The sequence below is a fragment of the Nocardia aurea genome, assembly GCF_003123685.1.
GTDB classification, from domain to species: Bacteria; Actinomycetota; Actinomycetes; order Mycobacteriales; family Mycobacteriaceae; genus Nocardia; species Nocardia aurea.
Window position 1 is genome coordinate 205291 of the sequence record NZ_QCYJ01000115.1, and the last position, 21523, is coordinate 226813.

20 protein-coding genes and 4 tRNA genes are annotated in these 21523 nt (G+C 66.7%); 15 read left to right on the forward strand and 9 right to left on the reverse strand.

Annotated features, from left to right (window positions below; all coding sequences use genetic code 11):
- Nucleotide 1 precedes the first annotated feature (1 nt).
- Together DAT37_RS27065 and DAT37_RS27070 are read left to right on the forward strand one after the other, a co-directional pair.
- Nucleotides 2-1693 carry a flavin-containing monooxygenase gene (locus tag DAT37_RS27065; RefSeq protein WP_232840016.1) on the forward strand — a complete coding sequence of 564 codons (1692 nt, stop codon included), beginning with the start codon at nucleotides 2-4 and terminating at the stop codon, nucleotides 1691-1693.
- A gap of 254 nt (nucleotides 1694-1947) precedes the next feature.
- The gene (locus DAT37_RS27070) at nucleotides 1948-2874 is read left to right on the forward strand and encodes a LysR family transcriptional regulator (protein WP_109527669.1); all 927 of its coding nucleotides are present in this window, start codon (nucleotides 1948-1950) and stop codon (nucleotides 2872-2874) included.
- A 10-nt stretch (nucleotides 2875-2884) separates the two neighbouring features.
- Here the strand turns inward: DAT37_RS27070 and DAT37_RS27075 are convergent, their stop codons facing one another.
- Entirely contained in the window at nucleotides 2885-3994 is a 1110-nt protein-coding gene (locus DAT37_RS27075; RefSeq protein WP_109527670.1) for a hypothetical protein, read from the reverse strand.
- A 551-nt stretch (nucleotides 3995-4545) separates the two neighbouring features.
- On the opposite strand from DAT37_RS27075, the gene DAT37_RS27080 reads away from it, so the two are divergent.
- A complete protein-coding gene (locus tag DAT37_RS27080) occupies nucleotides 4546-5457 on the forward strand; it encodes a hypothetical protein (RefSeq protein WP_232840017.1) in 912 nt (303 codons plus the stop codon).
- Between the two features lie 53 nt (nucleotides 5458-5510).
- Here the strand turns inward: DAT37_RS27080 and DAT37_RS27085 are convergent, their stop codons facing one another.
- From DAT37_RS27085 to DAT37_RS27100, 4 genes are all read right to left on the reverse strand, one after another.
- On the reverse strand, nucleotides 5511-6710 hold the full coding sequence (locus DAT37_RS27085) for a sigma factor-like helix-turn-helix DNA-binding protein (RefSeq protein WP_232840018.1): 1200 nt from the start codon (nucleotides 6708-6710) through the stop codon (nucleotides 5511-5513).
- Between the two features lie 204 nt (nucleotides 6711-6914).
- Nucleotides 6915-6989, reverse strand: a tRNA-Val gene (locus DAT37_RS27090).
- A gap of 1 nt (nucleotide 6990) precedes the next feature.
- A tRNA-Cys gene (locus DAT37_RS27095) sits at nucleotides 6991-7061 on the reverse strand.
- A 47-nt stretch (nucleotides 7062-7108) separates the two neighbouring features.
- Nucleotides 7109-7181 (reverse strand) — tRNA-Gly (locus DAT37_RS27100).
- A gap of 343 nt (nucleotides 7182-7524) precedes the next feature.
- Between DAT37_RS27100 and DAT37_RS27105 the strand changes: the two genes are divergently transcribed.
- A tRNA-Val gene (locus tag DAT37_RS27105) sits at nucleotides 7525-7596 on the forward strand.
- Nucleotides 7597-7835: 239 nt separating this feature from the next.
- On the opposite strand, the gene DAT37_RS46125 is transcribed toward DAT37_RS27105, so the two are convergent.
- Entirely contained in the window at nucleotides 7836-8096 is a 261-nt protein-coding gene (locus tag DAT37_RS46125) for an excisionase family DNA-binding protein (RefSeq protein WP_109527671.1), read from the reverse strand.
- A gap of 227 nt (nucleotides 8097-8323) precedes the next feature.
- Here DAT37_RS46125 and DAT37_RS27115 point away from each other — a divergent pair, with 227 nt between their 5' ends.
- Nucleotides 8324-8650, forward strand: a complete 327-nt coding sequence (locus DAT37_RS27115; protein ID WP_109527672.1) for a hypothetical protein — start codon at nucleotides 8324-8326, stop codon at nucleotides 8648-8650.
- Nucleotides 8651-8881: 231 nt separating this feature from the next.
- On the opposite strand, the gene DAT37_RS27120 is transcribed toward DAT37_RS27115, so the two are convergent.
- On the reverse strand, nucleotides 8882-9400 hold the full coding sequence (locus DAT37_RS27120; RefSeq protein ID WP_109527673.1) for an MmpS family transport accessory protein: 519 nt from the start codon (nucleotides 9398-9400) through the stop codon (nucleotides 8882-8884).
- 307 nt (nucleotides 9401-9707) lie between these two features.
- Entirely contained in the window at nucleotides 9708-9995 is a 288-nt protein-coding gene (locus tag DAT37_RS27125) for a hypothetical protein (protein WP_109527674.1), read from the reverse strand.
- Between the two features lie 807 nt (nucleotides 9996-10802).
- On the opposite strand from DAT37_RS27125, the gene DAT37_RS27130 reads away from it, so the two are divergent.
- Nucleotides 10803-11693 carry an alpha/beta hydrolase gene (locus DAT37_RS27130; protein WP_109527675.1) on the forward strand — a complete coding sequence of 297 codons (891 nt, stop codon included), beginning with the start codon at nucleotides 10803-10805 and terminating at the stop codon, nucleotides 11691-11693.
- Between the two features lie 785 nt (nucleotides 11694-12478).
- Here the strand turns inward: DAT37_RS27130 and DAT37_RS27135 are convergent.
- On the reverse strand, nucleotides 12479-13270 hold the full coding sequence (locus tag DAT37_RS27135) for a helix-turn-helix domain-containing protein (RefSeq protein ID WP_109527676.1): 792 nt from the start codon (nucleotides 13268-13270) through the stop codon (nucleotides 12479-12481).
- 692 nt (nucleotides 13271-13962) lie between these two features.
- Between DAT37_RS27135 and DAT37_RS45710 the strand changes: the two genes are divergently transcribed.
- The 9 genes from DAT37_RS45710 (at nucleotide 13963) to DAT37_RS27180 (ending at nucleotide 21519) form a co-directional block, all read left to right on the forward strand.
- Nucleotides 13963-14856, forward strand: coding sequence for an insoluble domain protein (locus tag DAT37_RS45710; protein ID WP_109527677.1), 894 nt, complete (start codon nucleotides 13963-13965; stop codon nucleotides 14854-14856).
- 104 nt (nucleotides 14857-14960) lie between these two features.
- Nucleotides 14961-16091 (forward strand): cutinase family protein, encoded by a 1131-nt coding sequence (locus tag DAT37_RS27145; protein ID WP_232840021.1) that lies wholly within the window; start codon nucleotides 14961-14963, stop codon nucleotides 16089-16091.
- Nucleotides 16091-17227 (forward strand): lipase family protein, encoded by a 1137-nt coding sequence (locus DAT37_RS27150; protein ID WP_157978713.1) that lies wholly within the window; start codon nucleotides 16091-16093, stop codon nucleotides 17225-17227. The genes DAT37_RS27145 and DAT37_RS27150 overlap by 1 nt, the downstream gene beginning before the upstream one ends.
- Nucleotides 17228-17290: 63 nt before the next feature.
- Nucleotides 17291-18763, forward strand: coding sequence for a cutinase family protein (locus DAT37_RS27155; RefSeq protein ID WP_109527679.1), 1473 nt, complete (start codon nucleotides 17291-17293; stop codon nucleotides 18761-18763).
- 113 nt (nucleotides 18764-18876) lie between these two features.
- On the forward strand, nucleotides 18877-19599 hold the full coding sequence (locus DAT37_RS27160; RefSeq protein ID WP_157978714.1) for a hypothetical protein: 723 nt from the start codon (nucleotides 18877-18879) through the stop codon (nucleotides 19597-19599).
- A gap of 3 nt (nucleotides 19600-19602) precedes the next feature.
- On the forward strand, nucleotides 19603-20265 hold the full coding sequence (locus tag DAT37_RS27165; RefSeq protein WP_109527681.1) for a hypothetical protein: 663 nt from the start codon (nucleotides 19603-19605) through the stop codon (nucleotides 20263-20265).
- Nucleotides 20262-20546: a hypothetical protein gene (locus DAT37_RS27170; protein ID WP_109527682.1), complete on the forward strand. Its 285-nt coding sequence runs from the start codon at nucleotides 20262-20264 to the stop codon at nucleotides 20544-20546. Before DAT37_RS27165 ends, DAT37_RS27170 begins: the two co-directional genes overlap by 4 nt.
- 2 nt (nucleotides 20547-20548) lie before the next feature.
- Nucleotides 20549-20851 (forward strand): hypothetical protein, encoded by a 303-nt coding sequence (locus DAT37_RS27175; protein WP_109527683.1) that lies wholly within the window; start codon nucleotides 20549-20551, stop codon nucleotides 20849-20851.
- Between the two features lie 20 nt (nucleotides 20852-20871).
- Nucleotides 20872-21519: a hypothetical protein gene (locus DAT37_RS27180; protein ID WP_198654447.1), complete on the forward strand. Its 648-nt coding sequence runs from the start codon at nucleotides 20872-20874 to the stop codon at nucleotides 21517-21519.
- Nucleotides 21520-21523: the final 4 nt, after the last annotated feature.

Genomic DNA, 21523 nt, shown 5'->3' on the forward strand with positions numbered 1-21523 from the left:
GGTGCGCAACATCACGATGGTCCTCGCGGGCCGGGCTCGGTCGGTGGTCACACCGCCCGATCGGCGGCTGTTCACCGGGCTCGACGCCGCCGGATTCGAGCAAATCAGGCACGCGGGCATTGTCGTCGCCTGCGGGCGGGTAATCTCGGTGCCCATGACGAGCGGGAACCGCATCGCGATCGTAGGTGCGGGTATTGCGGGCCTGGCCTACGCGAAGGTCTTGAGTCGGGAAGGTTTTCCGATCGAGGTGTTCGACAAGGCACCCGATGTGGGCGGCGTGTGGAGTGCCACACGCCGCTATCCGGGTCTGCGGGCCCAGAACACCAAGCGCACCTACCGCTACTCGGATTTCCCGATGCCCGAGGACTATCCGGACGTACCCGACGGCGCCCAGATGCAGGCCTACCTGGAGGGCTACGTCCGCCACTTCGGTCTCGGCGACAGCCTCCGGCTCGGCACCGAGGTCGTCGCCGCCGATCCGGTGGACAGCGGCTGGTTGCTCGAGATCCGCGACCACACCGGTATCCACCGCGCCTCCTGTGACCACCTGGTCGTCGCCAACGGCGTGTTCAGCGAGCCGTCGATCCCCGATTTCCGAGGCGACGACCTCTACCAGGTCGGCGGCGGTCGACTGCTGCACACCTCGCAGTTCCACGATGTCGAATCCGTGCGCGGCAAGACCGTGCTGGTCGTCGGCTACGGCAAATCCGCCTGCGACGTCGCCGAGGCCGTGAGCCACGTGGCGGCGTCGACCAGGGTCGTGGCCCGCCGGTTGATGTGGAAGATGCCGCGCAAACCCGGACTCGGCCTGGATTACGAGCGGCTGTCGCTGACCAGGTTGGGGGAGGCGCACTTCCGCTACCACCGGCTGAACCGTTTCGAACGTTTCCTGCACGGCAAGGGCCGTTCCTTCCGCGACAGCAATTTCGACGTCATACGCGAGCTCGCGACGAAAAAGATGTTGCTGCGCGAACTGGACCTGGTCCCGCCGGGGCGGTTCGAGGAGATCGCGCAGAGCACCGTCGGCCTGACCACCGAGGGGTTCTACGAACAGGTCCGCGACGGGCGGATCATCGTGCACCGCGACACCACCATCACCGAGATGCTCAGCACCAAGGCCGGGCCCGCGGTCGACCTGTCCGACGGACAGCGCGTGCAGGCCGATGTCGTGCTGTGCGCGACGGGTTTCCAGCAGCGCGTGCCCTTCCTCACCCCCTACGTGCAGCGCAGGCTCACCGACGAGGACGGCAATTTCCGTCTGCACCGCCACATCCTGCCGGTGGAGGTGCCGAATCTGAGTTTCGCGGGCTACAACTCCTCGGTCCTGAGCCAGTTGAACGCCGAGGTCGCGGCGCACTGGACCGCGGCACTGCTGCAAGGTCGGCTGACGCTGCCCACGCACGAGGACATGATCGCCGAGGTCGACGAGCGGCTGCGCTGGATGGACGCGGGCACCGGCGGCCATCACGCCCACGGCACCGCGATCACCCCGTTCGCCCTGCACGACATCGACGAACTGCTGCGCGACCTCAAATATCGACTACCGCTGCGTACGCGACTGGCGCAGTGGGTCCGTCCCGTGAAGCCCGCGTCCTACCGCGGACTCGGCGCGAAGAGTCACGCCGCGCCGTCGGGTCCGGCGACCGTCGAACCGCACCGGGAACCGCAGCGCAGCCGCGCCGACCTGAGCTGACCGACGCAGGTGTTTCGGGGTAGGAATGCGGTTCGGCCGATGCGAATTCGGTGGGATTGCCCACAAGTAACCCACCTCTCGAATCCGGTGTACGCGCGGTCACCGTCACGACCCGCAGCGCGGTCGTCGTCCATACGGTGATCAGCGGTTTCGCATCGACCCGGCCCTGACGGCGCACTCTGCGAGCCCGATGCGCGCGGATTATCGGCGTTGCGTTTTTGGTCGCCGATCATTCCATTGGTGATAATCCAGCAATGGACGCGTTGGACATGAACCTGCTGGTGGCACTGGATGCGCTGCTGGAGACGAACAGCGTGACCAAGGCGGCGGAACGGCTGAACACTTCCGCTCCCGCCATGAGTCGGACTCTCGCGCGACTGCGCAGGGTGCTCGACGATCCGCTGCTCGTCCGCGCCGGACGCAACCTCGTGCCGACCCCGCGCGCCCTCGAATTGCGGTACGAGGTGAACACCCTCGTCGGTCAGGGCCGGGATTTGCTGCGGCCGCGCGGCGGTCTCGATCCTGCGGGGTTGAAGCGATCCTTCGCGATCCGCGCGGGCGACACCGTCGGCACCGAACTCATCGCACCGCTGCTGTCCGCCGTCCGCTCACAAGCTCCCGGCGTCACCCTGCATTTCCGCCCCGACGCCCCCGAGGACACCGCCGCGCTGCGCGACGGCCGCGTCGACATCGAGGTCGGGACCATCGACCGCACCGATCCGGAGACCACCGTGCAACGGCTCTTCGGTGATCGAGTGGTCGGCGTCGCCGCGCCAGGTCATCCGCTCGTCTCCGAGCGGGTCACCGTCGCCCGCTACGCTGCCGCCGCCCATCTCGCGATCTCGCGCCTCGGTCGCGCCAACGGTCCCATCGATGACCGTCTGGCCCTGCACGGACGCACCAGGCGCGTGGTCGCCACGGTTCCCGACCTCGCGTCGGCGCTGCTGGCCGTCCGTTCCGGAGTGTCGGTCTGTCCCGCCCCCGCCCACCTCGGCGCGTCCGCCGTGGCGGCCCTGGATCTGCGCACCTTCGAAATACCGCTGCCGCTACCGGAAGTCACCGTCTCGCTGGCCTGGCATCCGCGCAATACCGCCGACGGCGGGCACCGCTGGCTGCGTGAACTGATCCGCACGGTTCTCGCCCCGCCCGCGGATCGGGGCGGGCGACGCCGGCGTCGGTGAACGAGCCCCGCTACGCGGGCATTTCGCCGGGACTGCCGATCGGCTTGCCGAAGGGGCCGTGCGGGTTGCGTTTGAGTTCGTCGAGCATCGCCTGCAATTTGTCGACGTGGCCGGTTTCCTCGATGATCGAGCGGTGCGACCCGTTGGTCTCGCTCTCCGCGTGGGCCACCGTCATCGAGGTACTCGCGTGTCCGTTGAGCGTCGGCGGCTCGAGTCGGCCGTTACTGCTGGTGGCGATCTCGAGGCGGTCGCTGTGCACGGTGTAGTCCGCCACGTGCTGACCGTTGGACGCCGCGGCGTCGACCGGAACGGGTTCGTAGCGCGGGGTGAACGAATCGGTACGTTCGGCGGCCGGTGTGACGTTCGGCGCCGGAGTCGTGCCGCGCGGGGTCGGCTCGGTCGGCGTGACCGCCGCGGGGATCGGATCGACCCAGTCGTGCAGTTCGGCGGGCACCGGCGGGATGCGCCGCTCGCCGTTCACCGGGATCGACGCCGACCGCGCCGGCGCCGGATCCGGAATATCGGTGTGGGAGTTCACCGTCGCCTCGGTGCGTTCGCCGCGGCTCGCCGCAGCGCGGGGTAGGAGACGCTCACGCGCGGCCGGTTTATCCCTGGTCGGCAGGTCGTGCTCGACCCGGACCGACGGCTGGCTCTCACCGCGCACCGGGAGCTGTTGGTCGCCGCGGACCGGGAGTTGGCTCTCACCGCGCACGGGGAGTTGCCCTTCGGCGCGCGCGGGACGTTCGATCGCGGGTTCCTGCTCGGCGCGGGCCGCCAGCTCACGCCGTTCGGCCCGGCTGCCCGGCTGCGGACGAGGCGAGCTGTCGGCGCGTACGGCGGCGGGCTGCGGCCGGGGAACGTTGTCGACGGGGGCCTCGGAGGCGACCGTCCCCGATTCGATGGTCTCGACCCGGGTTCCGAGACCGGCGACGTCCTGCTCGGTACGGAAGGCCCATGCCTCCAGCTTCGCCAGCCGGGTGGCCAGCGCGCTGTCGTCGGGACGGTCTTCTTCCACCTTGGCCGCCACAGCATCCAGCTTGTCGCTGACCTCGCGCAGGATCTCCGCGATGCCGGACAAGATCGCGCCGATCGACTCGGCGCCACGCTGGCCGTGCTCCATCCGTACCTTCTTCCCCGTCGATGCCAGGAACTCCGCCGTGGCCGGCCGATTCTATCCGTCGGTAGGTCGATGCGCGGGGTGAGAGTTCCGCGACGGCCCCGGTCCCCGATGCTCGGGTCCGTCGGCTGTCGCACAGGCTTTCGCGTATCCCCGCGCGAGTGCGTACCCGCGCGAGGTGCACCCAGGGTAAGCGGGCTCGTGTCGGGTTCGAAGATCGGGGTTGGGTACGCGCTGGTGAGGCGGATCGGCCGCGCGCGCAGCGGAGCCGTGTCCTCGGGATTGGCGGCAAAGGTCAATAGACCGGAAAATCTATGGTGATCCTCTCGCATGTCGCTGCGAAACCCCTTGTGATGCAGGGCGCATCACCTGGTGGCGGGTGGTCGTGGCGGATGTGGCGCGCGCGAACGCGGGGTAAAGGGGGCTGGCGGCAGTGCGAAGATGAGCGCACTCTTGATCTATGGAGTAGGTCGTGAGACCGGCGGTGGTATGGGCTAGGGGTGTGACGCGTGAGTACGCAACAGCGAGCGGTCGAAGCTTGTGGTCGTCGTACGATGCTCGCCGAACTGGGAATGGGGGAGCTCGACGCCGAGCAGCCGGGCGCCACCGGCGCGCGCTCGCGCTACAGCTGTCACTGCTCCGGATGCGCCGCCGCGCAATGGGATATCCAACGGCTCAAATATTGGCTGTGCGGCAGACTCGTGGCCTTCGGGGCCGATACCGCCGAAGTCGACCAGCGTGTCGGCATCCACCGGGTCGACATCCTCTGGCGTGTCGGCGACCGGAAGTACGCGATAGAAGTGCGCGGCGGCCCCCTCGATCGCGCTCTCGCGCAAGAACATACGGCCCGCCTGCGGGAAGCGGGCTGCGACGGGGTGCTGTGGTTGTGTCAGCCCGGATACTGGGTGGCGCACGTACCCGCCTTGGGGATCGCCGATTTCGCGCCGCCGGCCTGCGACTACCTCGCCGTGGTCGGCATGCTCGACGCGGCGAATACCGCCCTTGCGGTGCCTCGCCGCGCGCCGTTCGAACTGCGTGAGTTCATCAGAGGCTGGGTGGCGGGCGATATCGCCTGGGGCTATCGCGACGAGATGACGGGAGGTTGGGCGACAGTGGCGGACTGGGAGCATCACACGAGGACGCAGGCGGCGGTCATCGCCCGGCAGCGCCAGGAACTCGTCAACCAGCGCACCGCTCTCGCGCTGTCCCGTAAATCCGTGCGGGACAAGCAGAAACAGGTCATGAAACTGACCACCCGGCTCGAGCGCGCCGAAATAGACATGCAGGCCAGAGCCGATTCACTGGCCGAGGTGAACCGCAAACTCGCCGACCACAATCGAATCGACACCAGTTTGCGCGCCACCATCGCCAATTTGCAGCAAACCATCAGTCACTGGCAGCTCATCACCTATTGTTCGATGCTGTTGATCGTCACCTTCGTCGCGGGGGCGATGGTGGTGAAATGAGCCGACTACGGCTCCGGTGACCGCCGCGCGGTATCGACTCGGTCGGGGATGGTCTATACCGCGCGCGGTTCGCCCGCGGCCCGCAGCCGGAACGGCGCCCGATCCCACCGCCAGTCGTTGCGCAGCACCAGTGCGATGAAATCGGTGAGCTCCATACCGGTTTCGGCCAGCACCGGCCGCAACGTCGACCAGAACACCGGCCCGCTGTCCAGCAACTCCCGCACCCTGTTCTCCACACCCGCGTCGACCTTCCGGCCGAGCAGGTCGGCGACACCCGTGCGACTACCCGTCCAGATCAGCCATCCCCAGCCGTTCGCGTGCGCGTACCGCCGCGCCGCCGCGGACCTGACCCGATGGACGTGGAAACCGACATGCCCGAGCGGCTGCACATCGACGAGGACGACCCGCCCGTCGCGCAACCGGACCACCACACTCGGATAGCCCACCCGGCGCACGCCGTCGATGTCGTACTCGACCGCACCCGGTTCCTCCTGGAAGGTCTCGACCGCCTCACTCGCGGTCAACTCCTGGAACAGCCTGGCCTCCAGCGCGGAATCGAAGGCCACCTCCCGGCCGACCTTGCCCAGATAGAAACGCCCCCGCGCGTCGTCGTCACCGTCCACGGTGCGCGCCGAACGAGTCGGAAGCGCCGCGGCCACCCCCGAGGCGGGCCAGTCCACCTGGGACAACCATGAACTCAGCGCCCCCGTGGACTCGGTCTCGTGCAATTTCGCCAGCCGTCGCCTGGTCTTCTTCTGCCACGCCATGATTCGCTGCATGACATATCCCGCGACGCGTTTCGCGTCCTCGGGGGCGTGCCCCGCCAACCGCAATTTCAGATACGACAATTCGTTCGCGGCCAGATCGGTATCGGTGGCATACGTTTCGATCAACAGCGCCCGCACCAACCCCTGATCCCGCGCGTCCAACGGATACCGCGCCGCGAATACCCCCGCCGCGCGATGCCCCGTCGACTGCGCGTCCCGCAGCAACTGCCCCACGGCCCGCGTATGCAACTGCCTGACCCGATCCCGAGCCAGATCGAACCGCGCCCCGATCCGCGCCAACGTCTCGGGCCGCTCCCCGGAAACCCCCAGCCGCAACGCGACGATCTCGGCATCCCTGCGCCGCCGCTCACCCTGCCATTCGATCAACTCGGCCAACAGCTCGTTGATCTCCTCGAGCTCGAACGAGATATCCCCCGCGACGTCGTCGAGCAGTTCCGGCTCCACCGCATCCCGACTCGCCGTCACACCGCACCCCTGTCTCGCCCACGACAACCACCTGCGCCGGTCAGACTAACCCCGGCCACCGACAAGGACCGGGAGGTCGATGGGCTCGACGCGGAGAATCGGGACGCGCGCCTGTCGGCACCAGGGCTCGGGGCGTCGTGAGGACGAGGTCGGGCACAAACAAAATCAGCCCCGGTAAAAACCGGGGCTGACCTGCCGCTATGGTGGTGCGCGATACTGGGATTGAACCAGTGACCTCTTCCGTGTCAGGGAAGCGCTCTCCCGCTGAGCTAATCGCGCGAGGTGGAGACGGGAATCGAACCCGTGTGCACGGCTTTGCAGGCCGTTGCCTCACCACTCGGCCACTCCACCGTGCGAAGGGGAAAGGCTGTTCCAACTGCTAAAAGCCCTACCTCTCGAGCGGATGACGGGATTCGAACCCGCGACCCTCACCTTGGCAAGGTGATGCGCTACCAGCTGCGCTACATCCGCATTTTGCGATCCCCGGGGGCTCATTCTGGCCTCCGTGGTGCGAGACAGAACATTAGCGGACGCTCGGTGAAAGGTACAAATCTGCTGGTAGAACGCATGGAAACCGGCGTGTTGCGGGTGAGGTCGCAGTGGCGGCTGCGGCCGATGCGACGCCATCCGAGTCCGTGAGTGGTGTTCCGCCGACTGTCGACTCCCGCGACGCCCAACGTCATGTGTCCGACGAACTCGCGTGCCACCACCCGCGAACACCGCCCAGGGGGGCGATTTGGTGCCTGACCGGTAGTGCGTGCTAATGTTCCAACTCGTTCGGAGCGCCTCGGGCGCGCCGGAATCACAACGGTACGGTCCCATAGCTCAGCGGGAGAGCGTCCGCCTCACACGCGGAAGGTCGCTGGTTCGAAACCAGCTGGGACCACTCTATCTGTCCAGGTCAGGGCGATTTTGAGTCAAGCTATCCCATCGCGTGCAATATACGTGCAATAGCTGACCAGGTCGTATGCATCCGGGCATGCCGGAGTGTGAGCGGTCGCCGCATCGCTATATGTGATCCTTGTCATATATTGATGTGAGTGCTCGCTGCGCGGGCGGTCTTACGGGGGCCTTCAGGTGATGCTGCGAGAGTCCGTTGCTTCTGGCAGTAGTGCGGGTGACGCCTTAAGCGAGGGGGCGCATCGCCTTATCGATGTCATCGATCGCGATTCGGATCTGGCCCCGGAATCGGTAGGCGGGCAGCGTGCCGTCAGCGATCATCCGTCTGATCGTGTCCTTGCTGACGCTCGCGCGATGGGCAGCGAACCCGATCGAGACGTAGCGGCTCGGGCTCGGAGTTGGCGGGGTCTTGCGCGGGCCGGTGCCGACTTCCGGTCGCCGACTATCCGGTCCGCCAGGTGGGGGCTGCCGGTCCCGGTCGCTCATCTGCCTGAACCCTGTGATCCGGCTCGGAGGTTGGCACCGAGGTATGTGGACGTGATAGTGCCAGCGGAGGCCCGGCTGTCAATCGATGGGTGTCTCGTCGGGACGCCCTCATCGCCGACCATGGATAGCTGCACTTGCCGTCTTTGAATAGCCATAGACACTTCGTTCCGGTCTAGGCCGCTGATCCGTTCAACTCCATAAAAGCTGATCTTCATCGATTTCGCTACATGGTCGACACAAGTTCGGTCCTCACACCCGCAGAGCGCCTCACCGAGGACATGGCGACCGAGCTGGTAGAGAAGGCTGGCTTGGTAGTTTTCCGGTGGTCCGCGCCCACCATGAGGGATTTCGTTACCGGGATGTTGTCCCCGGACTCTCGGTCGAAGGCAATCATTGCCGACCTGCGGAGGCTGGAACGTCCCGATCCGCACAGCATCGAGGCCATAGACGCCGTGTTGCGGACGTTTCTCGCACAGCACTTGGGCTTCAAGATTCCTCCGGAGTTCAATGTGCACCCGAAAGGCGGCGAGACGATCGAGACCGAACGCGCCTAGCAGTGCACAAGTTGACCGTCGGCACCCAAACCCGACTGGACTATCTTGAATGAACCCGCCGACGCAGTCCTGGGGTGTTTCGACCGCGCCGGTAGTACGGGGATGACGGACAACGCAGCACCCCACGAACTCCGGTCGATCCGGCCTTGATCGCCGCGGGATGATTCGTCGGACGCAGAGGGGCCTGCGCATTGGTCCACAGGCCCTTCTGGGTTTCGGCGTCGCTACACGTCAGGAAGGTCCGGCGCAGATGACGAGCGCGTACTTGCCGGTGGCGGTCTTCTCATCAACGATCTGTCCGTCCACCGCGATGCGGCAGGTGACCGAGTTCCCTTCGGTTTGTGCACTCACGCCGAGGATGACGTAGGTCGAGTTGTTGACGAACTTCTTCGTCCATGGCGCCGTAGCGGGTGCCTGTTGCTGCATCGCAGAGTTGCCATCGACATAGGTCACCGACGGCAGGGCAGGGATGTCGGAGATGATCTCGTAGACAACGCTGACACCAGCGCCAGCGGGCTGCGGTGCGGTCAATGGCGGGAGCGGAGCACTACCCGCTTCCGTGGGGGGAGTGGTGGAGGGACGATCATCGAGAGATGCCGTGGCGTGTGCTCCCTTTTCTTGCTCGGCGCTGCTGTCGTTCGCGGCGCATCCGCCGACCACGAGTAGTACGACAGCGGAAAGCGCCGAAGTCCAGCGTGCACGGGTGGTCGACAGCGCACGGCGGGCATGCGGATTTTGCGGGTGGGGCATGGGAAGGGTTTCCTTTCGGAAAGGATGACTCGGGCGCGAATCGCATCTCGCGGCGCTGGCGATGGACCCTGTACGCGCTGACGTGGGAGTCAGCGGGGATCTGCGATCGCGCAACCGTCAAGCATGGCACTCTTCTCGTCAACGAGGCGGATTTCGCGCGGTGTCGTGGAGAAATGTCGTGCGGCTGTGGGTCATTCCGCTAGGGGCCGCACCGCTTCTGTTGTCCGCATGGTCGGTGTATGACCACAGGCTGGCCGTAGAACACCGATTCGCGTTGCCCGTGCAGTTCGACAGATGGCGGCGCGGATCAGTACTGGTCCTCGCCGCCACCCGGCGGTGTGTACTGCTCGTCCTCGGCCGCTGCCTCCAGTACGTCGAGGATGCGCGCGAGGACGACCCGGGCGGGTTCACCGCGTTGATAGCGGACGGTCGGAAGGTCCAGAATCCGCAGCACCGTATCGGTATCGTTGATCGACGGTGGCGGGGTAAGCCGTGTTGCGACGGCGCGGTGCACGTCATGGTCATTCTCGATTGCCTCGATCACGGCCAATACCAGTGCCCGCTGGTGGGGCGACATCAGCGAGTCGTCATCCACCACTCGATTATTCCGTCATCAAGGTCGGCGTCCCGGCTGCGGCCTTGTGATCGGGTTCGCGGTTCCTACGAACCCACCTTGAAGTCAGTGATCCGATCATCGGCCCGCAGTTCGACCGTCGAAGTGTCGGTGATCGCAGTCCTCGGTGTCGGCAGGTACGAAGACGACATCTCCGCAGGTTCGGCAGTAGAAGGTGAGGTGCGTTCCTCTGGGCGAAGTGCGGCAGACTTGCGTGCCGACAAGAGTTCGGCCAGGGCCGTGGCGGTGACCGTTACGGCAGAACACTGGTGCCGGTCGGACATATCCAGCGGCAGTGCGATAGAGGCGGTCGGCGTCCGGGACCACCCGGCCGTCGACTTCGAAGATCGGTGCCCAGCCAACCTCGATCGAACACATGTTCGCACTCTATCCGACGATGCAGGATATGTGTCCTGCCGCCTCGCGCTGGCGGCTGTTCGCGCCAATCGTCACTCGATGCGGACAAACGGTTATCGCGACCACGCGATGGACTGCGGCTAGTGCGGGTCGATCGATCAGCTGCCCATCGCCAGCCCTCTCGCCTCGATCACAACTGGTCGGCTCAGTCCGGTTGTCGACGGAATTGCGGCGAGGCGGCCCCGATATCGCTTTGTCCCAACGTCGAACAGGGTCGTCGCCACGACCCAGGACACGACCATAACGCGCGTGGGATTGCGGCCTTGGTGCGTCGGCACCCGCCGCGACCAGCGATGTCAGCGATTGATGCGACAGCGGCGAGTTCACGCCGTACGTTCAAGGTGCAGGAGTTCTTGGGAAGGGGATCCGAAGATGCGTGTTGATGTCGAGTTCTCAAGTGGGGCAACGATACTTCGGGGGTGGCTGTACCGACCGGAGGATGTGTCGGAGCCGGTTCCGCTGGTGGTGATGACCCATGGTTTCGCCGGAGTCAAGGAGTGGGTGGCTCCGTTCGCGGAAAAATTCAGTGAGGCTGGTCTGGCATGTCTGGTCTATGACCATCCGGGATTCGGCACCTCGGAGGGGGAGCCGCGGTTCGAGGTCGACCCGCCCGCGCAGATCGAGGGCTACCGCGATGCGATCACGTTCGCCCAAGCCTTGGACGGTGTCGATCCGGCTCGTATCGGTGTGTGGGGTACGAGCTTTTCCGGTGGTCATGTTCTGGTGGTCGCGGCGACCGATCGGCGGGTGCGTGCGGTGGTCTCGCAGGTGCCGACCACCAACGGGTGGGCCAACTTCCGGAGTCTGGTGCCCAGTGTCGTTCATCCGTTGATGCACGCGGCCATCGCCGCGGATCGGCAAGCGCGCGCAGCGGGGAAACCGCCGTTGACGATCAAAGCGGCGTCGGATGATCCGACCGAGATGGTCGCTATGCCCGGCCTGGAGGCGTATCAGTGGTTGATGGCCAACGGGCCGCAGGTGCCGACCTGGCGTAACGAGGTCACCGTGTCCAGTATCGACAAATTCCAAAGCTATGCCCCGGAATCGTTCGTGCGCCGGGTCTCTCCGACACCACTGCTGATGATCGTCGCAGACCAAGACACGCTGGCGCCGGCCGATATCGCGTTGGCGAGTTATGCAGAAGCGCTGGAACCCAAACAGTTGGAGTTGATTTCGGGTCCGCACTTCGCGGTGTACGACGAGGAGTTCGAGCGGGCCTCTAGCGTGGCACGCGACTTCCTCGTCGCCGCACTGAACGCGTAGGGCGCCCGACCGGCCAATGCCAGCTCCGATGAACCGCAGGTTTTTGGTCGGACCGGTGGCTATGGCTGGTCGGTCCGCGGTCCGCGGTCCGCGGTCCGCGGCGGTGTGCGGCGACGTCGTGCCGTGCCCCGCTGCGGTGGTCACGTGGAATCAGAAGGCGTCGCAGCAGCTGCGGATCGGCGTCGGTTTACTGAAGTGACCGGTCGCCGGGTGAGTTCCAGTGCGGCGGCGATGTCACTGGCGGTGAGGAACCAGGTCCGGCCGGCTCTGTGGCCGGGCGGCCGGGCGGCCTTCAGCTCCTCTTCGTACCAACGGCGTGACTTGTGTAGTGCACGGGCGCCATCGGAGACCGAGTAGGTCGTCTCGGGCAACGCCGATGCGGCCGAACCCGAGGAGGGGGACGAATTCGTTGAACCGGTGGTCCACGCGGTCCATCTCCCGCCGCGGTGCGGCAGCCGCCGTTCGGGCGACTGCCGCTTCGACCACGCCGCCGATAGCTGAACGGAGATGGTCCTCGCGCTGTGTGTACCGAGGTCAATCGATACACCTGCTCGATTGCTTTTGGATCCGACTCCGGTTATCGAATGCGGATATCTCCTATTGTGCGAGCAAATTCGATCTATTGCGAGAAAGAAGGGATGCTGGCGACGCCATTGTCCTGATGTGGTGCGGCACGGTGATCGAGGCTGCGGGTTTGCTGAACGTCGGGAGCGGCGAGCCGAAGCAAGGAACAAGGTCGCGGTTGGTCACTGATTTCGTGTCTCCGATCGCGCTTACTTGAGTGGTTAGCGAGGGGTGAATGGTGGGCCGGAGTACGGTTTTGCTATCGCTGTGACCAAATGCACAGTCCCTGATTCGTCCATGGGGGCGATGCTGAGGCGGTAGGAGGTCAGTGTGCCGGTGGCGGGATCGCGGTGGTGCAGTAGATCGTCGGTGTGGCGTCCGTAGTTGACGTCGATGCTGGCGGCCCATAGTCGGCGATAGTCGGGGTGGGACTGAAGATGTGCGATGAGTTCGCGGGCCTGGGCGGAGTGGCGGAACAGTCCCAGCATCGCCTTGTCGTAGGCGACGTTGTGGGCGGCTTCGCGTTCCCATTGCACGAAGACCTCTTTCGCGATGGCGCTGAAGAGCCATCGTGCGATCGAGTGGGTTTCCTCGATCCCGGGCAGTGCCGCGAGCCAGGTTTCGTTGCAGGCCAATATGTTCCAGAACGGGTCGACATACGCCGCGAGTGTGCGTCGTTCTTGCAGGTCGTCGAGGTGTTTGATCCAGTCGTCGTGACCGCGCACCTGCTGGCACAGCTTGTCCGATGTAGGGAGGAGTAGTGCCGGAGCGCGGAGTTCGTGTAGATGCCGAGTGAGCAGCGGTCCGACCTTGTATCCGTCGAGGATCTTGGAAATTGTCTCGAGTTTCGGCTTGTTGGCGTCGGATTCGATCGAGAACAGATACCCCGAGCTGATGCCGTGCAGATTGGCCGCGGTATGGCGGGTATGGTCCTGATCTTCCCTGATCAGGCGGAGCGTGGTCCCGAACGTCGGGATCCCCGGCGTCGGTACGAGTTTGGGATTCCGGCGCATGCCGGGTTCCCCCTTCCCATGGGTCTTCCCCTGACGGGTCAAACGAAGATACGATCGAGTGTTGCCCCCAAGATTTGTGTGTTTCCGTCTTACCAGAGTGGGTAGGGCGCGGCAACACCTCCGGCGATCAGGTAATCGGACGATGTTGCTGCCGAGCTTCGTGAACACTCGCGTTCTCGATGGAACCCACCGGCATGCAGGGAATCGTCTGATTACTCGAGGTGAATATTTTGTGGTGAACCAGCTGGCAAACTGCCTGCGTACGGGCTAGAAACACAGTGCCTACTTTTTCGTTAACGAAAAAGTAGGCAACGAAACCTCTGGTGCTTCCGTGGTTTTCGCGGTTTGGTTGAAAGCGCAAGACCGAACCGATCGAGAGGACACCACGATGGACCCGTATCTGATTCTGGGGTGGGTGAACGCCGGATTGTCCGTGATTTCCAACGGATTGTCCGTGGCGGCACAGGCATTGACGCTGATCCTGCCCTTCATCTGATCATGTGACGCATCTCGCATGAAAAGCGGCCTCCCAGTAGCGATCCCGTGCTGAGAGGCCGCACCGCGACACCGATCCACCTGCGCGCGTTCGCGCCATAAATCCGTCGTTCTTTCACCTTCACAGCGAAGGGCTATTTGGCATGCCTGAATTTCGTACACCACCCACTCACACCGCCGCCGTTCAGTACCGAAGAATGCGCTCGTCGACACGGAATCGCCCGTGCGGCACCATTGTCAGAGGTGGCCGAGCCGCGCTCATCACCGCGGTCCCGGTCGCGATGATCCTGGCCGCCGCCGCCGCCGCCACCGCGACCGCCGCCGAGCCACCGTCGGCCATCGCCGATCAGCCCGGCGTCACCAGCCCCGCGCAGCCCGGCACTACCGCCCCGCCACCCCCACCGGCTCCGGCGCCCGACCCCGAACCACCCGCGCCCGAACCGGAACCGGCCCCACCGCTGGTCTACTACTCCCAGCCCCCCGAAGTCCGCAACGAGGCACCCTCACGCCCCGCTCCGCCACCGGAGGCCCCGGTCGAACCGATCCGGATCGAGGACCTACACCTGCCCGAACCGGTCGAGCCGGTCGCGCCGATCGAGGCGCCGGAGAACACGATCCGTGTCGGTCAATGGCAAGCCCCCCGCCCGGAATGGCTGTCCCCGGAATACGCCGACCTCATCAACGACACCGCCGCCGGGCTGGAGGCCCAGGTCGCCACCGCACTGGACTCCGTCGGCATCCCCGCCGGGCGCTCGGACCGAGTGTCCGGAGCGACCTTGGCCGGTGCCGGAATCGGCGGCGCGGCAGGAGCAGTCGCGGTGGGCGCGCCGGCCGCTGTCGCGGGTGCCGTGGTCGGCGCGCTGGTCGGCGGCACCATCGGCGGTATCGCGGGGGCGGCCCTGGGCACGGTAGTTCCGGTCCCGGTCATCGGCACGGTGACCTCCGGTGTCGCCGGAACCGCACTCGGCTGCGCAGCCGGTGCGGCGGCGGGCGCACTCGTGGCCGGTGCCCCGGTCGCCGTGGTCGGTGCGGTCGCCGCAGGGACAGTCGGTGCGGGCTTCGGAGCCGGAGTCGGGGTGGGCCAGCCGTGACCCTCACCTCCACGACCAGCACCCGCCGACTAGTTGCCACCTTGGCTGCCGCGGCGATCTGTTCGACCGTGGCAGCCACGACCGGTGCCGCTCCGGTTGGGGCGGTGCCGATCGGACCCGGCTGCCCGGCCCTCTACATCCTCGGAGTCCAGGGCACCGGCCAGTCCTCACCGACCGCGGACCCGCTGGCCGATACCGGAGTGGTCGGCGCGCTCCTAGCGCCCGTACTCTCGGCAGCTCCCGGGCTGGTGCAACGTTCCTACATCCCCTACGGTGCCGGGTTCGGCGGTGTCGTGCCCGGTGGCGGCCCGGACCCGTACACGGTGTCGGTGACCGACGCCCGCAACCAGCTCGACGCCGCCGCCACCCAGATCGCCGACGCCTGCCCGGACACGCTCGTCGCCGGTGTCGGCTATTCGCAAGGTGCGCAAGCCATGTCGGACTTCGCCGCGGACGTCGGCGCGGGCGTGGGGCCGATCGGCGCGGACAGGATCGCGGGGATCGCGTTGTACGCCAACCCCGACCGCGCTCCCGGTGCGCCGGTGATCCCAGGGAGACCGGGACAAATCGTTCCTGATCCGGCACCGGGCACCAGTGGGGCCGCGGTGTCCCAGGTCGCGATCACCAATCCGCCCGCCGGGGGCGCGGGTATCGCGGGTGCGATCGGCTACGGCGATCTGACCGGCCGCGTCGCCGACATCTGCACGGACGGTGACCTGGCCTGCTCGGCCCCGGACCGCGCCGCCTTCCTGCGGGTCGGGGCGGAGATCGCTGCCCAAGCAGACCTGCGAAACCCGATCGCTGCGCTCGGCACCCTCAACGGAGTCTTGCACGCTGCCCTCGGCGACGCCTGGACGACGGTGCTGCTGGAGGACTTCGCCGTGGGCGGCGGCAATGTCGACTACCTCCCGCAGCAGGGACTCGCCGCCCGGCTGGTCGAAGCCGCTGATCCCCGCACTCCGGTCCCCGACGGCAATGCTGCGGCGGGCCTGTGGGACGAGATCGTCGCCACCGTCGCCGCGAACCCGATCGTCCTGCTGCCCAAACTCGCCGGACAGCTCACCGCAGCCTGGGGGCAACTGCTGGCCGACAACGTCGACCTGGTCAACCCGGCAGTGCTGTTGCGCTACGCCGACACCGTCGCCCGTCACAACGGCTACGCCACATCCGGGCAACTCGGTTCCGGGATCGCCTGGATGGTCGCCTTGGCCCACGACATCGCCGGGAGCCGATGATGGACGACACCGCTACCGATGACGAGTTCTATCGGGCACCCGACGTCGACGCCTACTCACTGCCCGGAAAGTTGCTGCGCCGCCGCAGTGTCCCTACCCCGAGTCTGCCCGGCGCGCACCGGGCATGGCAATTGGTCTACGCCACGCGCACTTCCCGAAAAGCGCCGATCCCCGCCTCCGGAATCGTGATCACCGCCGGCCCGACAAGCACCACAGACAAGGCCCCGATCCTGCTGTACTGCCCGGTCTTCCGCGGACTCGGCGGCGCCGCAGCCGCCTCACAACTACTGACACGTGACGAATCCGAGCCGGAGACAGAGTTCATCTCCAGCGCGCTGGAACGGGGATGGACCGTGGCTGTGCCCGACGGGCAGGGGATGGGGTTGACCGAGCTCGGTCCACACGCCTTCCTGGCAGGGCGCGCCGCCGCTCACGCCGTTCTCGACCTGGCTCGTGCCACACTGCGGCTACCGGAGATGCTCGCCGCCGAAGCGCCCTGCGCGGCATGGGGATACGCCGACGGCGGGCGCGCCGCGGTATGGGCTGCTGAACTTCAACCCGACTACGCCCCCGAACTCGATCTACGCGGCATCGCCGCAGGAGCGGTGATCGCCGATCCGGGCAGCCTCGCCGCGGACGTGGACGGCGGGCCGCTGGCGGGTCTGACCTTGGCCGGGCTGATCGGACTCGCCCGCGCCTACACCCACCTGCCGGTCGCGCACCTGATCACCGCCGAGGGGCACCGCGCGATCGAGCAAGCCCAGACCATGACCGCCGCCGAGGTCATCACGACCTTCGAACAGACACCTCTGGGCGCTTGGTGCGAACGGCCCGACCCCTGGAACGACCCGCTCTGGCGCTACGTACTTGCCAACGAAACCACCGGACACGGCACACCACACGCGCGGGTTCATCTCTACCACGGCACCCAAGACATGCTCGTACCCGTCGCGATGGGACGTGGCCTGTTCACCGAATACCGCACTCGCGGAGTGGATCTGAGCTGGCGCGAATACAACGCCGGACACGCCCAGACCGCCATCGACGGCGCGCGAGAGGCCGTGTCCCGGCTTGCGAGCTACCTGCGCTCACCCCGGTTGACCCGACCGCCCTTCACCGACCCCCTGACCAACTGAGTAGCGCGCCCGCACTAGCGCTTCCCCTGATGCGGGCGGGCGCCCGAAACGAGGTGAATACCGATGCGTACCAATAAGACCCGCCACCACACCGTTACCGCCGTCCTGGCGATGCTGAGCATTCTCACCGGTGCCGGGATCGCCGGTGCCGAACCGACCACGCCCGTGAGCGGAGACTGTCCACGTCTGCACATGTTGGGTGTCCAGGGTGCTGAGGAAGGCACCACCGCGGCCACGGCAGCCAGTGACAGCGGAACGCTGGGCAAACTGTTCGGCTCCGTCACCGGGGTGGCCGGAGGTCTAGTGCGGCGCACCTACATTCCCTTCGGCACGGCACGCGACGGCGCGGCACTGGCGTTCGACACCGCAGTCATCGACGCCGCGCAACAGTTGGAGGAGGCGGCGGTCGAGGTGGTGACCCGCTGCCCGAACACACGTATCGCCGTCGCCGGGTACGCACACGGCGCAGCCTCGGCATCAAAGTTCGCTGCCCGGGTCGGTACGGGCTCATCCGCAATCCGCGCGGACCAAGTGGCCGCTGTTGCGCTGCTGGCCAACCCCGAACGTCGCTCCGGCAGCCCGGTGCTTCCCGGACGCACGGACTCCACGACCCCGTCACCAGTGCCCGGAACGGGTGGTGACCAGGTCGCGACGATCCGATTGGTGAATCCGGGGCTGACCGGTGCCGGCATCACCGCCGGATCGGCACCGACGACCAGCTACGGGGCATTGACCGGCCGGGTCGCCGATCTGTGCGTGGCCGTCGACGCGACCTGCAGCACCACCCCCGGCGGCACCTTGGCCACCGCGGTCACCAACATCGCCGGTCGCACCGACCTGCGCGACCCGATCGCGGCGATCTCGACCCTGGCCGACGCACTGTCGACGACGGTGTTCCGCACCGCGGTGGACGTGGTGAACGAGGACGTCACAGGCACTAGCCTCGACCAACTGTCCTACCAGCCCGCCACTCCCATCGCGACGCGCCTGGCCCAAGCCTCCCAAGCAGGTACCACCGTTCCGACACCGGACGAGGCACTGTCGGCGTTGTTCAAGATCGGCACGATCGGGCTCAACGCTGTGATCACGGTCGCTCGCACGGTGATCACCCCGGCAGCCGTGGCCGAACTGGCGACCGTCGGCATGGCCGACCCGCTCGCGGCGGTCGCGATCCTGGGCACCAAACTCGCCGCCGCCGTCGTCGAACTCGTCCCGCCACAGACAGCCAACCGGTGGGTCAACGAAGCCTTCACCGCTATCACAACTGCGGTCTCCGAACCCAGCGAGCTCTACACCCTGGCCGGGACCGCCCGCTACAGCGACACCGCCGGCCGCCACAACTCCTACCAAAGCGTGCCCGCCACACAGTCCGGCGAATCCGCTGTCGCCGCCGCTGCGCACTGGTTCACCGCCGCCGCCCGCGACCTGGACGCAGCAGCAGCATCGTCGCCCGCACCGACCCGGACAGCGCCCCCGTTGCCCAGCATCACCACTACGCCACCGGCCAGTTCGTTCCCCTCGACGCCGGGGCCCTGAGACCCCTTCGGGCGGAGGCCGATCAGGGGCGTACCCAACAGGCCGCTGATCCCGTTCCGGCGAGCCGCCCGAAGGGCCCACCAACCCAACTTTGCTGAAAGGAGGTGATACCCGTGAACCACACCACTCGCGCCGACCACGACCACGGCATCGGATGGCTGAGCCAACACACCGAACCAGTTGCACTGCAACCGATCACCGACGCCCTGACCACCGACGAGCCCCGCACCGACAGCGAATGGCAGTGGCTACACGACCAACCCGCCATCCCGGATCGAACATCTTCAAGGCAGGTCGAGACCGACAACTCCCGCACAGGTCGCACCCGAGTCTGGGTGTGCCTGACCATCGCTCTCGCTGCGGCCCTGGTCATGGTCGGATTCGGCATCAGGTCGGTGACCGAGCCACCCGCTGCGCCGACAGCCATCCCGACGATCACGACCGCACCACCGGCCACCACAGCCCCCGCGGTAGGAGCGTGCACAGGATTGTCCGGGGCGACCATCACCGACGGCGCAGGCGATCCGCACACCGTGACCGGGGTGATCGCCGCATTCGACTACGCCTACTACCGGCAACGGGACGCCGCGACAGCGCTGGGCTTGGTGTCGGTCGAGGCAGGGTTGGTACTCGAATCTCTTTCTGCCGGTATCGCTTCGATCCCCGAAGGGTCCACGCACTGCGTCGCGATCACGCCGATCGCCGACACTGCCGCGCAGGTGCATCTGGTCGAGGTGCGTCCCGACGGTCAACGCCTGGACTACCTGCAATTGATCAATGCCCGCCCCGACGGTCCCGACCGCATGGTCATCACCAACTTTCAGAAGCAGGGCTGAGCTATGGTCTCCCCTCTTCGCCTGCACGCCGACGAGCGTGTCGAACGCCGCGCGAACCGCCTCGACCCGCAGACCGTCGAAGTCCCGACCAGGACCGCGCCGGTGCGCGAGGCGCCGCTGCCGACCTCAGGCAAATATCCACCGCTGTTCGCGGTGATGGGGGCACACGGTGGCGCGGGGACCTCCACCCTCGCCCGCTGGTGGGCGCCTGCCGCTGATACCGGCTCGGCGTGGCCCGCCTCCACGGCCACCACGCAACGGGTGATCGTCGCCGCCCGAATGTGTATCCCCGGACTGGCCGCCGCGGCCGAGCGGCTGCGGGAATGGCACGCGGGACTCGCTCCCGACGGTGTCACGGTGATCGGGCTCGCGTTGACCGCGGCACGGCCGGGGAAGGTTCCCGTGGCGGTGCGCCGGTACCGCAGCGTGATCGCCGAGCTGGTCGATGTGGTCTACGAGATCGGCTGGCACGACGAACTCGTGGTCACCGAACTGGTCGACCTCGCTCAATTCACACCCTTCGATCCTGCCCCGGCGCGGCGCCGCGTGCGACTGCGTGAGGCCGTCCCCGCTGACGTGCACTCTGCCGGGCACCAGATCATCACCCGACTCGCGGCCGACCGTGGACCGGTTGCCGCACAGCAGAATTCGGAGACAACCTCATGAGCACCATCGCGGCGGTGACCGTGCTGGCCCAAGATATCAAGGTCACACCGACGGTGCCTCCCGGGGCGCCTCAGTTGCTGAACCTGGTCAACTATCTGTCCTGGATCGTCATGCTCGCCGGGATCGCCGCTCTGATCTACGCGGGCGGGAAATTCGGGTGGGAACGCTTCCACGGCGGAGCGATCGAATCCCCCAAGATCATCCTCGGCGCCCTGGTCGGCGGGATCATCGCCACCGGCGCCGGGGGCATCATGAACGCCGTCGTCACCGGCGGTACATAACGATGCGCGCGCACACCGACCAGCCGACCACCACCGGCCTCGGCGCTGGCCACGGCCGGGAGACCGTGATCGACGCCGCCAAACAACTGCCTACGCAAGTTCTTTCGCCGCTGACCCAACTGTTGGGTTACCTCGCCTGGTGTGTGCTGCTGCTGTGCATAGCCCGCGCGGTCTGGGTCGGCGGGCTCCTCGCGATCCGCAGCTACCGCGAGGAAAGCATCGAAGGACTCCTCGGCGCCCTGCTCGGTGCGGCGCTGCTCGGCTCGGCCAGCTCGCTGGCCCTGGCTGTCCTGCCCTCCACCTGATGTCGAGGAGAAGACCGACTGTGCATCCCGACCGAATCGACCGCTGGGGCGTGATCGTCGTGATCGCGTTCACCGGCCCCCTCGCCGCCGCGGCCCTGCTCGGCTGCGGCACCGACACCCCCAACCAGGACCACACCACGACAACCGTCGATGCCGCCCGCACACCACCCACCGGCATCCGATGGTGGCCCTTCCAAGGCGTGGACCTGCCGGTGACCAACCAGGGACCACGCACCATCGAAGGGGCAGTCGCCTCGGGATTCGATCACTCGCCCGCCGGTGCCGCAGTCGCCGCGATCCAGGCGACAGTGCGGACCTCGATCGCCACCGACGGCCAATGGCCCCAGATCGGTGCCCGCATGCTCGCCCCCGGACCCGCCCGAGACGTGTGGGCCGTGGCCCGCGCACAGATCTCGATCACCGCCCCCATCGTCGACGGCGCACCGAAAATCCTGGGCTACGTCCTGAGCCGATACACCCTCGACGCCAGCGAAGTCGACATCTACAGCCTGCATCCGGACAACTCACTGACCCTCAACCACACCACCGTGCTGTGGCAACACGACGACTGGCGACTCGCTTTACCCGACACCGTCAGCGCGACCGCGCCGCCGGTGGCTGCTGTCGCGGTGACACCGCCGGACCTCGTCGTACTCACGCAGCGCTGAAAGG

Excerpts from the sequence above, each read along its gene's own strand:
- DAT37_RS27070 (WP_109527669.1), top strand. The coding sequence starts at position 1,948 with ATGGACGCGTTGGACATGAACCTGCTGGTGGCACTGGATGCGCTGCTG.
- DAT37_RS27075 (WP_109527670.1), bottom strand. The coding sequence starts at position 3,994 with ATGGAGCACGGCCAGCGTGGCGCCGAGTCGATCGGCGCGATCTTGTCC.
- DAT37_RS27080 (WP_232840017.1), top strand. The coding sequence starts at position 4,546 with ATGCTCGCCGAACTGGGAATGGGGGAGCTCGACGCCGAGCAGCCGGGC.
- DAT37_RS46125 (WP_109527671.1), bottom strand. The coding sequence starts at position 8,096 with ATGAGCGACCGGGACCGGCAGCCCCCACCTGGCGGACCGGATAGTCGG.
- DAT37_RS27115 (WP_109527672.1), top strand. The coding sequence starts at position 8,324 with ATGGTCGACACAAGTTCGGTCCTCACACCCGCAGAGCGCCTCACCGAG.
- DAT37_RS27120 (WP_109527673.1), bottom strand. The coding sequence starts at position 9,400 with ATGCCCCACCCGCAAAATCCGCATGCCCGCCGTGCGCTGTCGACCACC.
- DAT37_RS27130 (WP_109527675.1), top strand. The coding sequence starts at position 10,803 with ATGCGTGTTGATGTCGAGTTCTCAAGTGGGGCAACGATACTTCGGGGG.
- DAT37_RS27135 (WP_109527676.1), bottom strand. The coding sequence starts at position 13,270 with ATGCGCCGGAATCCCAAACTCGTACCGACGCCGGGGATCCCGACGTTC.
- DAT37_RS45710 (WP_109527677.1), top strand. The coding sequence starts at position 13,963 with ATGCGCTCGTCGACACGGAATCGCCCGTGCGGCACCATTGTCAGAGGT.
- DAT37_RS27150 (WP_157978713.1), top strand. The coding sequence starts at position 16,091 with ATGGACGACACCGCTACCGATGACGAGTTCTATCGGGCACCCGACGTC.
- DAT37_RS27155 (WP_109527679.1), top strand. The coding sequence starts at position 17,291 with ATGCGTACCAATAAGACCCGCCACCACACCGTTACCGCCGTCCTGGCG.
- DAT37_RS27165 (WP_109527681.1), top strand. The coding sequence starts at position 19,603 with ATGGTCTCCCCTCTTCGCCTGCACGCCGACGAGCGTGTCGAACGCCGC.
- DAT37_RS27170 (WP_109527682.1), top strand. The coding sequence starts at position 20,262 with ATGAGCACCATCGCGGCGGTGACCGTGCTGGCCCAAGATATCAAGGTC.
- DAT37_RS27175 (WP_109527683.1), top strand. The coding sequence starts at position 20,549 with ATGCGCGCGCACACCGACCAGCCGACCACCACCGGCCTCGGCGCTGGC.